The sequence below is a fragment of the Alteromonas sp. AMM-1 genome (genome assembly GCF_047290655.1).
Taxonomy (GTDB): domain Bacteria; phylum Pseudomonadota; class Gammaproteobacteria; order Enterobacterales; family Alteromonadaceae; genus Alteromonas; species Alteromonas mangrovi.
This window is the reverse complement of record NZ_JBLBUE010000110.1, coordinates 1-11379: the sequence shown is the minus strand read 5'-3', so window position 1 is coordinate 11379 and position 11379 is coordinate 1. Positions and strand designations below refer to the sequence as shown.

Here is an 11379-nt window from a genome sequence, read left to right as displayed (position 1 = left end):
GCGGTATAACCTCAGCGCCTGCAGGCTACAATGCGGGTGATTTCCACCCTGATCCTTATGCCGGTGAAGCGCCGCTGTTTACCATTACCGGAGCGAACTACAAAGAGCATGCTGCCTTTTTGTCTGACGGCTTAATTAAGATGTTTGAGACCTACCCGGAATCATTCAAATTGCCTGTATACAAAACACACCGCTCAGCGTCTAACCCACAGTTTGTGTATGACGCAACCAAAGCAAACGCAACGCGTGCAGAGTTGTTAGATGGCGGTAACGGTATGTCAGGAGCCGCGATTGGTATTCCTTTCCCTATTCCTGCTAATGGCTTAGAGGCGATTTGGAATCACATTGCGCGTTATCGCGGACAGGCTGTGCAGCGCAACGGCGGTCAGGCCGCCGTAACTGCTAGCGGTGATTACAACGTAATTGGCTTCGACGAGCAGTTACTCATTCAGTACTCTCAGGATAATGCAACCCCTGAGTCGTTATTGGCCAACAACGTGCTGTTTATGTTTAAACAAAAAGTAACGGAACCTGCGCGTTTGGCAGGAACGGCATTGCTGGTACATGAAACACTGGATCAAATTAAAGAGCCGCGTAAAGCGTGGACTTACAACACGGGGCAGCGCCGTGTACGTTTAGCACCAAACATTGCTTATGATACGCCTGGAACAGCTGCTGATGGCCTGCGTACCACAGATGACTTCGATATGTTCAACGGTTCACCAAACCGTTACGACTGGGAGTTAAAAGGCAAGAAAGAGATGTATGTTGCTTATAACAACTACAAATTGCACAGCAATACCGTAACTTATGGCGATATTCTGACACCCAATCACGTTAATCCAGACTTAACCCGTTGGGAAAAGCACCGCGTATGGGTAGTGGAAGCCTCATTAAAAGATGAGTTCCGTCATATCTATCAGAAGCGCGTATTCTTTATCGATGAAGACAGCTGGCAAATCCAACTGGCCGATATGTACGACAACCGCGGAGAACTGTACCGCGTAGCAGTAGCTTATGGCGTTAACTACTACGAAGTACCTACTCAATGGTCAACACTGGATGTATATCACGATCTGAACTCTCGTCGTTACCTGGCGATTGGTCTGGACAACGAAGAGCAGATGTATGATTTTTCTGTTCGTCCGGCTGAAACAGAGTTTACGCCGCAGGCTCTGCGTCGCGAAGGTATGCGTTAACAGAGAACAAACGGGTACAATAAATGTACCCGTTTAAATAAGTGAGGTAGTGGTGAAAGCCATCTGCCTCATTGTTTTACTAAACAGATACAACTTACCCAGTGGTAGTGCGTATCTTACACAGCAACCCAACAACAATAACAATAAGCCCACTTTGTTCAGGGTGATTACGTTGCTTTCACAGCAGTAGCATGCCTTCATAGCGTGTACTTTATCCGGAGGTTTAACCCTTTAATGCACAAATTGATTTCTTCCGTGCTAATTCTCGTTTTTTCGTTAGTTTGTCAGGCAGAGCAAGCATACCAAGCCCCTTTGGTACGAGAATCACTATTACTGGATATTGAATCTGAGTCTTTCGCTGTTGCAGTGGGAGAGCGGGGTCATATCCTGATAAAGCAAGGTGATAAGGAATTCACTCAAGTTAATGTACCCACACAGGCCACGTTAACATCGGTTACCGTTATTGGTGACAATATTTGGGCTGCTGGCCATGACGCCGTTATTATTCATTCTCCCGACCGCGGCCTAAGTTGGGAAATTCAGCACAATGATCCTGAGTTGGATCGTCCTTTTCTCGATATTCTCTTTTTAGATGCACTAAACGGTATCGCCATTGGTGCTTATGGTTTGTTTTATCAAACACAGGACGGCGGAGCGAATTGGGAATCGGTAAGACACGCCTCGTTTTTAAATCCAATGGATCGTGAATATCTGGAAGAAATTCGCGTAGAAAATGAAGATTTCTACCAGCAGGAGCTCGAATCGATTTTACCGCATCTCAACCGAATCAGTATTGCCAGCGATAACAACTTGTATCTTGCTGGTGAAGCCGGTTTGCTGGCATATAGCGCAGACAATGGCAGCACCTGGGAGCGTTTTGACATCGAATACACGGGGTCATTTTTCGATATTCAGAAGATGGAAAATGGTACCGTTGTGGCAGCCGGCTTACGTGGCAATATTTTTGCTATGAAAGAGGGTGAGGAGTGGCAATATCTGGAAACCTGTAACACCGCAACGATCAATTCAATTATTGTTCGCACTGATAATTTATTTTTTATCGGTAACAACGGCGTGGTGGTAAAATCAGCCATTCCACTGTCGCTGAGCCCGCATGATCCCTTTGCTTCTGAGGATGAATGCACGGTGTCTGATGGTGTGAGTATTACCACTACAGAAAGTAAGTCTGCGTTATTAAATGCTGCCACCGTTCAGGGTGAAACCATTGTTACTGCCGCTGACGGCATCTATTCACTTTCTTTGGATTAAATCAGTTTTATGTCTTCTTTTAGCCAATTTTCAGAAAGGTTGATTTTTAAGAACCGTCCAGCCGTTATTTTGCTGTTCGTGTTCGCCACGTTATTGCTGGCATTCCAGGCTTCGCGTATGAAGCTGGATGCCGGTTTTGAAAAAAACATTCCGCTTAATCACGAGTACATGCAAACCTACATGGCTCACCGCAAGGATTTCGGTGGCGCTAACAGCGTGTTGGTAGCAGTGTGTGATCGCGACAGCGATATCTTCAATAAGCCATTTTTTGACACTCTCAAAAATGTACACGACGAATTATTCTTTATTAATGGCGTAAACCGTTCTTTGGTTGTATCGCTATTTTCACCGTCTACGCGTTTTACCGAAATTGTTGAAGGCGGATTCTCTGGTGGGCCGGTTATTCCAGCCGATTTTAATTCGTCGAATCCCAAAGCACTGGAAACCGTTGCTGCCAACATTGAAAAAGCAAAGATTGTAGGCCGTCAGGTATCGAATGATTACCGGTGTGCCATGGTAACGGCACAGTTACTGGAACTGGATCCGGAAACAGGCGAGCAATTAAATACACTTGAGTTAGCGCAGCTACTGGAAGACAAATTGCGTGGTCAGTTTGAAAATGATCAGGTGAGCATTCACATTATCGGTTTTGCAAAAATGATTGGTGATGTTGCAACCGGCGCTAAGTCTGTAGTGCTGTTCTTCGCGATTGCCATTGTGATCACCGCACTGATGGTGTACTTCTTCTCGCGCAATGTCATGTTAACTGTACTGCCTATTGCGTGTTCCGTGATTGCGGTTATCTGGCAAATGGGCTTGCTCACCACACTGGGTTTCGGTTTGGATCCCATGTCTATTTTGGTGCCATTCCTGGTATTTGCTATTGGTGTTAGCCATGGCGTACAGATGATCAATGCCGTTGAAAAGAACATAGTAAAAGGCAATAACGCCAAAGAAGCTGCAATGTCCGCTTTCAGAGCATTGCTCATTCCAGGCGGGATCGCTTTATTATCTGATACCGTCGGATTCTTAACCCTGTTAGTTATTGATATCGGTATTATTCGCGAATTGGCTATCACCGCCAGTTTGGGCGTGGCAGTAATTATTCTCACTAACCTGGTTTTATTACCGGTCTTAATGAGCTACATCCGCTTCCCTGAACATTATTTGGACCAGTTTGCTGGTCAGGAAGCCAAATCAGAAGGCATGTGGCACATACTCGACGTGTGTACCAGAAAAGGTACCGCTATGGTGATTGTGTTGGTCACGGCGATGTTATTCGTGCTTGGTGTGGTTCAGTCGAAGAAAATGCAAATCGGTGATATTCAGGCTGGCGCGGCCGTATTGCACGAAGATTCTCGTTACAATCAGGACACCGCGTTAATTACCAATCGCTTCGAAGTAACCGTAGATTACATCTCCGTGTTGGTTGAAACGTCAGCTGAAGCATGTACGTCTTATGATGTAATGCGTGCTATTGATGATTTTCAGTGGAAAATGACCAACATCGACGGCGTCCAGTCGGCCGTTTCGCTGGCCTCTATCGCCAAGGTTATTAATGCCGGTTACAACGAAGGCAATCCGAAATGGCAGGTGCTGCCTCGCAATCAGCAAACACTGGTGCAAGCCATTTCTCGGGTACCCACGTCCTCAGGGCTGTTAAATGGTAACTGCTCGGTGATGCCTATCATTTTGTTTATGGAAGATCACAAAGCCGAGACGATTACCCGCGTAGTGAATGCGGTTAAAGCATTCCGCGATGAGTACCAGACTGAAGATATGAAGTTTAGCCTGGCATCAGGTCCGGTTGGCGTAATGGCTGCCACAAACGAAGCAGTGCAAGCAGCTCAAATGCCGATGATGATCTATGTGTTTGGCGCGGTAATCATTTTGTGCTTAATGAGTTTCCGTTCGTTGCGTTCAACCATTGCAGTAGTGTTGCCACTGTACGTAGTTTCCGTGCTGGCTCAGGCGCTGATGACTTATCTCAACATCGGTTTAACCGTTTACACACTACCAGTTATCGCACTAGGCGTGGGGATCGGTGTTGACTATGGTATTTATATTCTGTCAACCATGAGCATTTTGATTAAGCAGGGCATGTCGGTGAATCAGGCTTACCTGGAAGCGTTGAAAGAGCGTGGCAGTGCGGTGTTGTTTACCGGTGTGACACTGGCAATCGGGGTAAGTACCTGGGTATTTTCAACACTGAAATTCCAGGTTGATATGGGCATTCTGCTTACCTTTATGTTCCTGGTTAACATGTTAGGAGCCATTGTTGTACTGCCAGCATTGGCGCGGCTTCTCTGGTTTAACCGTACCGAAAACTAATGAAAAATATTTTTTCGCATAAGTAACCAAAAAAGGAGCCGCAATGGCTCCTTTTTATTTGGATTATTTGCATAGTTATCTAAAATGTAAAAAAGATGTAAAACGAGCTCTTTTATTTCATCGCTTATTTAGCGAAAATATGCTTGTACAATCTATACTTAAACTAAAAATACTCTATAGGTAAGCACATGACAGTCAGCTCTCAGCGCTATTCAGTTTTGCTTGAGAACGTTTTTTCGTTAATCGACAAAAAAGTCGATAACCAAAACCGAACACTGATCACCACGTTCGGTCGACAATTATTCAAAAATATTCCTTTAGATGACTTAGAGCATCGTAACGACAGTGATTTATACGGGGCAACGCTGAGTTTGTGGAATGCGTTTGCCAATTATGACGGCCAGCGTCCTTATGTTCGCGTGTTTAACCCGGAAATTGACAAACACGGCTGGAAGTCTACACATACCATCGTAGAATTGATTATTCGCGACATGCCTTTCCTGGTTGATTCCATTCGCATGGCACTTAACCGTTTAGGCATCACTGCGCACATGCTGATCCACAGCCCGATGAACATCGATCGCGATGACGCGCATCAATTGGTTCGATTTGGTGAAAGCAAGGCTACTACGAATTCTCGCGAAACGGTGGTTTTCATAGAAGTAGATCGTCAAACCAGCAAGGCAGATATTGACCTGCTAACCAAAGAGTTATTCTCCACACTGGATGAAGTATCGCTGGCAGTATCTGACTGGCAGCTAATGCTGGACAAACTTTCCGCGATTACAGCTCAGGTGAAAAAGGCAAAACTGCCAATTGCTAACGACAGAAAAGACATTGCGGTGCGCTTCCTTGAATGGTTGAACGATCACAATTTCACTTTGATGGGTTATCGCCATTACACAATAAAGGCAATTGAAGGCGATCATCAGTGGCATCCGGATAACGAAAGCAGTCTGGGCCTGATGAAAAACTCCATCAGTGATAAAGCGCGTTTACTTTCCGCGATGCCCTCCAGCGCGCAAAAGGCTGCGTTGAGTCCTCAGTTATTGTTACTGACCAAAACCAATTCACGCTCGCGCGTTCACCGTCCTGCGTACATGGATTACGTGGGTATAAAAGAATTCAACAGCAAAGGCCAGGTGATTGGCGAGCATCGATTCCTTGGTTTGTATTCTGCCAATTTCTACAACAGCAGTACCCGTGATATCCCATTGTTGTCGGACAAAATTCGCCGTATCTGTGAGCTGTCTGAATTTGATCCGCGCACTCACGCATTTAAAGCATTCAATAATATTGTTGAAACCTACCCACGCGACGAGCTGCTACAAACGCCAGAAGAAGAAATGGCTGAAATTGTACGCGGTATTTTCCAGATGCAAGAGCGTGGCATCACGCGCTTATTTGTTAGAAAAGACACCTTCGGTCGCTTTTTCTCATGCATGGTTTATGTGCCAAGAGAGCGCTATAACACCCAATTGCGCAAAGAAACACAAGCACTATTGCAACACTCGCTGGGGGCTGCTGGTGAAGTTGAATTTACCACGTTCTTTTCTGAATCTGTGTATGCCAGAACGCACTACATTGCCCGGGTAAACGACAACAATGCGGAAATCGATGTGAAGGAAATAGAACAGAATATCATTGAATTGACCAAGACCTGGAGCGACAGATTGTCGACTGCGTTGTCGTCTGCCTATGGTGAAGCCACAGCGAAATCTCTGGAGCGCAAATACGTTAACGCATTTTCGCGTTCTTACACTGAGCACAATTTACCCACTGCGGCCCTGGTTGATATTGAAAAGCTGGAATTACTGTCTGAAGAAACCAACATGGGCATGTTGTTTTACCGCCCACAGGAAGAACAGGCCGACAGCCAAATCGTTAAGTTAAAGCTGTTCCACTTGCACGAGCCAATCCATTTATCTGACGTATTGCCGATTTTGGAAAACTTTGGTCTGCGAGTGATTGACGAAAGCCCTTACAAGATTAACTGCGCAGACGGCACTGTTAAATGGGTAATGGACTTTACTATGCTGCACAAGAGCGGCAACGATTTAGACATGGATAAAGCCCAGGCGCTATTCCAGGATGCGTTTGCCAAAGTATGGTACAACCTTCTGGAAGACGATGGTTTTAACCGCTTGGTATTGAGTGCTGAACTCACAGGCCGCAACGTTACCATACTGCGCGCGTTTGCTAAGTACATGCGTCAAACCGGTAGTAGTTTCAGCCGTGACTATATCGCCAACACGCTGTCTAACTATCCGCAAATTGCCGGGCTGTTAATTAACTATTTTGAAGAGATTTTTAATCCGACCCGTAAGTCGCGTAAAAAACGTCTGGAAACCCTGGATAGCAAAATCAACGAAGCACTGGACAAAGTGAGCAACCTGGATGACGACCGGATTATTCGCCGTTATCTGGATTTAATTAACGCTACATTGCGTACCAACTTCTACCAGAAAGCACAGGATGGCAGCGACAAGCCATACATCTCATTCAAGCTGTTGCCTGAAAAAATCCCGGAAATGCCATTGCCACTGCCTAAATACGAAATCTTCGTATACAGCCCGAAAGTAGAAGGTGTGCATTTACGCGGCGGTAGGGTAGCACGTGGTGGCTTGCGCTGGTCAGATCGTCAGGAAGATTTCCGTACCGAAATTCTCGGACTGGTTAAAGCACAGAAAGTGAAAAACACCGTGATTGTGCCGGTAGGGGCAAAAGGCGGCTTTGTATGTAAGCAATTGCCAAGCGGTGCTACCCGTCAGGAAATTCTTGAGGAAGGTAAAGCCTGTTACCGCACCTTTATCCGCAGTTTGCTGGATATCACCGACAACATTGTTAATGGTGAAATTGTTCCGCCAAAAGACGTTGTGCGCTTAGATGAAGACGATCCGTATTTGGTTGTAGCAGCCGATAAAGGCACCGCTACTTTCTCAGACATCGCAAATGGCATTTCAGAGGAATACAACTTCTGGCTGGGCGATGCATTTGCCTCAGGCGGCAGTGTGGGCTATGACCATAAGAAAATGGGTATTACTGCCCGCGGTGGATGGGAGTCGGTTAAACGTCACTTCCGCGAGATCGGCATTGACTGTCAAACCACTGATTTCACCTGTGTTGGTATAGGTGATATGGCAGGTGACGTGTTCGGTAATGGTATGTTGCTATCGGAACATACCCGCTTAGTTGCGGCCTTTAACCACCTGCATATTTTCTTTGATCCCGAGCCGGATGCGGCTAAAACGTATGTGGAACGAAAGCGTTTATTCGACAATCCAAGCTTGTCCTGGGATGATTATGATCGCTCGTTGATTTCCAAAGGCGGCGGTATTTTCAACCGGTCATCCAAATCAATCACACTCACGCCCGAAATGAAGAATTGGTTGGGTACACGTCAAAGCACCATGACACCCAGTGAATTGATCCACAATATTCTTAAAATGCCGGTCGACCTGATTTGGAATGGCGGTATTGGGACTTATGTTAAGAGTAAGAAAGAAAGTCACACAGATGTAGGCGATCGGGCGAATGATTCCTTGCGCGTAAATGGCCGCGATATTCGCGCCAAAATTGTGGGCGAGGGCGGTAACCTGGGATTAACGCAATTGGGTCGTATGGAATACGCTTCCAATGGTGGCCGGGTAAACACTGACTTTATCGATAACGTGGGCGGCGTAGACTGTTCAGACAACGAAGTTAATATTAAGATCCTATTGAACCAGTTAGTTAGCAATGGTGATTTAACGGTTAAACAGCGCAATAATTTACTGTATGACATGACAGATGACGTGGCCAACATTGTGCTGCAAGACTGTTATCGTCAAACCCAGGCAATTTCCATTAGCGAACGTACCGGTGTATCTTCAATTAAAGAACAGCTGCGCTTTATTCACGGTTTGGAGCGCGATGGTGCACTCAACCGCGAGTTAGAGTTCATTCCTTCTGATGACGAAATTTCTGATCGCGCAGCCTCTGATCGCGGCTTAACCCGTCCGGAACTAAGCGTGTTAACCGCCTATGGCAAAATGGTGCTGAAGGATCAGTTAAATATACCCGCGCTTACCGACAACCCCTATCACGGGAAGTTGTTAATCAGTGCGTTCCCCCCCGTGCTGCGTGAACGTTTTGCTGCGCAGATGCAACAGCATCCGCTGCGCGCAGAGATCATTGCAACCAAGTTAACCAATAACATGGTTAATGACATGGGCCATAACTTTGTGTACCGCATGCAGGAAGAAACCGGCGCCGATATCGTTGAAATTACCAATGCCTACAGTGTTATTAAAGGCGTATTTGGCATCGGTAAATTGTGGGATGAGATTGAAGATCTCGATAACAAGATTGATGCACAGGCTCAACTGGCTATGTTGGAAAGCGCCAGACGTTTAATGCGCAGGGGCACGCGCTGGTATATTCGCCATGGCGATAGCTCCAAAGACATTGAAGCGTCTATCCAGAAGTATCAGCCTGCAGTGAATGATTTGTGTTCGAATCTGGCTAACTATTTGGTTAAATCCGAAATTAAGCAATTGGAAGATGCAACCGCAAAATGGATTGATAAAGGGGTTCCGCAGGATCTTGCCAGTAAAGTGGCGGCATTCAGCAATATGTTCAGTGCCCTGGATTTAACCCAGATCGTAGAACAGGATAAACACAGTATCGATGTTGCAGCGCGTCTGTATTATCAAATGGGGTCCAAACTCGAACTTCATTGGTTCCTTGAGCAGATCAATACACAAGCCGTTGGTAACCATTGGCAGGCTCTGGCCCGCGCGTCTTATCGGGAAGAGTTGGATTGGCAACAGCGTTCAATTGTATCGAATCTGCTGAGCAGTAACGCTGATTCCAAAGATGCCGATGCGATTCTGGCTAATTGGATGCAAAACAATGAAGGTCTGTTAAAACGCTGGTATCATATGATGAGCGAATTTAAGACCAGTTCAAATCACGATTTTGCGAAGTTTTCTGTAGCATTGCGAGAATTGATGCTTTTAAGCATGAAGTCTAACCAGTAAACTATGTGCCTTCGGGATTAAGGGTACCGCAATATTACACTGCGGTAACCAATTGACTTAGTTAGCCCCGCTAGTCGGGGCTTTCTGCCACCTGTAGTCTGGTTATTTTTTTATTTGTTGTCATGCAGGGGCAGCCAAACTTAACACGGTGTTATAACACTTCATGTACGAACTTATTCAAAAAGCCTTATTAAAATGCGAACCGGAGCACAGTCACGACTTTACCATTAAGTGGCTCAACCGAACCCAGCGTACGCCGTTGTCGGCGCTGTACTCAGAAAAAACAGCAGACAAACCCGTTACTGTGGCTGGTGTGACGTTCAGAAACCCGGTTGGTCTTGCTGCCGGATTAGACAAGAACGGCGAATGTATTGATGCATTTGCAGCAATGGGCTTTGGTTTTATTGAAGTGGGAACCGTAACGCCTAAGCCCCAACCGGGTAACCCTAAGCCACGCTTGTTCCGTTTGCCGGAAAAACACGCCATTATTAATCGCATGGGCTTTAACAATAAAGGGGTTGATTACCTGGTAGAACAGGTAAAAGCAAGCCGTTATGACGGCGCACTGGGTATCAACATTGGTAAAAACAAAGATACGCCCGACGACAAAGCACTGGACGATTACCTGATTTGCTTAAATAAGGTTTACGCCTATGCAAGTTATATCACCATTAATATTTCGTCACCGAACACGCCGGGCTTGCGCAATTTACAATATGGTGCGGCGCTTGAGGCTTTATTAAGTGGCCTGAAAGAAGCCCAGCGCACACTGGAAAAAGTACATAATAAATACGTGCCGTTATTCATTAAAATCGCCCCTGATTTAACTGCTGAAGAAGTTCAGGGTATTGCTGGTTCGTTGCTTAAATGCGAAATGGATGGCGTGATTGCAACCAATACTACGTTGGATCGCAAAGCGGTAGAGGGCTTGGAACACGCTGGTGAAGCCGGTGGGCTTAGTGGCGAGGTACTGGTAAATCAAAGTCAGTGGATCACCGAGCAATTGCACACAGCATTGGCTGGAAAGCTGCCTATTATTGGCGTTGGTGGTATACACGATGTTACCACTGCCAAAGCCCGTATGGAGGCTGGTGCGTCATTAATTCAGGTGTATTCATCATTTATTTATCAGGGCCCTAAGCTCATAAAACAACTTGTTCAGGGGCTGTAATGAGTCAATTAGGTTTTCTGGTTACAACCAGTCGCGGAATGGACGAACTATTAAGGGATGAAGTGTCGCAGCTTTGTCCTGACGCCACGATAAAACAAAGTCCGGGAATGTTGCGGGTAGATGGCTCGCTTGAAGATGCCTATCGCGTGTGTTTGTGGTCCAGGCTAGCCAACCGCGTAATATGGATCCTCACAGAAGGCGATGCCAGTTCTGCTGACGCCATGTACGACACCGCTAGTAAAGTAGACTGGTCAATGCAGTTTTCTACCAAAGATACCTTCAGCGTACAGTTTCACGGCAGCAGCCGGGCAATTAACAACACGCAGTTTGGTGCACTCAAGGTAAAAGACGCAATTGTGGATCATTTTTATGACGAAAGTGGGTCTCG

The 11379-nt window shown here is 46.1% G+C and carries 6 protein-coding genes; all 6 read left to right on the top strand.

Annotation, left to right across the window (positions count from 1 at the left end):
* Positions 1–1199: DUF1329 domain-containing protein (locus ACLR2L_RS14785; RefSeq protein WP_413369115.1), on the top strand; the 1199-nt coding region annotated here is incomplete at its 5' end.
* 255 nt (positions 1200–1454) lie between these two features.
* Positions 1455–2468, top strand: a complete 1014-nt coding sequence (locus ACLR2L_RS14780; protein WP_413369113.1) for a hypothetical protein — start codon at positions 1455–1457, stop codon at positions 2466–2468.
* 9 nt (positions 2469–2477) lie between these two features.
* A complete protein-coding gene (locus ACLR2L_RS14775) occupies positions 2478–4799 on the top strand; it encodes an efflux RND transporter permease subunit (protein WP_413369111.1) in 2322 nt (773 codons plus the stop codon).
* Positions 4800–4987: 188 nt separating this feature from the next.
* The gene (locus tag ACLR2L_RS14770; protein WP_413369109.1) at positions 4988–9820 is read left to right on the top strand and encodes an NAD-glutamate dehydrogenase; all 4833 of its coding nucleotides are present in this window, start codon (positions 4988–4990) and stop codon (positions 9818–9820) included.
* A 163-nt stretch (positions 9821–9983) separates the two neighbouring features.
* Positions 9984–10991 carry a quinone-dependent dihydroorotate dehydrogenase gene (pyrD, locus tag ACLR2L_RS14765; protein ID WP_413369107.1) on the top strand — a complete coding sequence of 336 codons (1008 nt, stop codon included), beginning with the start codon at positions 9984–9986 and terminating at the stop codon, positions 10989–10991.
* A partial coding sequence (locus ACLR2L_RS14760) for a THUMP domain-containing protein (protein ID WP_413369105.1) occupies positions 10991–11379 on the top strand: 389 nt, incomplete at its 3' end. The genes pyrD and ACLR2L_RS14760, both read left to right, overlap by 1 nt.

What these genes read in the sequence shown, in the direction of transcription:
- ACLR2L_RS14775 (WP_413369111.1), top strand. Translation starts at nt 2,478, where the DNA reads ATGTCTTCTTTTAGCCAATTTTCAGAAAGGTTGATTTTTAAGAACCGT.
- ACLR2L_RS14770 (WP_413369109.1), top strand. Translation starts at nt 4,988, where the DNA reads ATGACAGTCAGCTCTCAGCGCTATTCAGTTTTGCTTGAGAACGTTTTT.
- pyrD (WP_413369107.1), top strand. Translation starts at nt 9,984, where the DNA reads ATGTACGAACTTATTCAAAAAGCCTTATTAAAATGCGAACCGGAGCAC.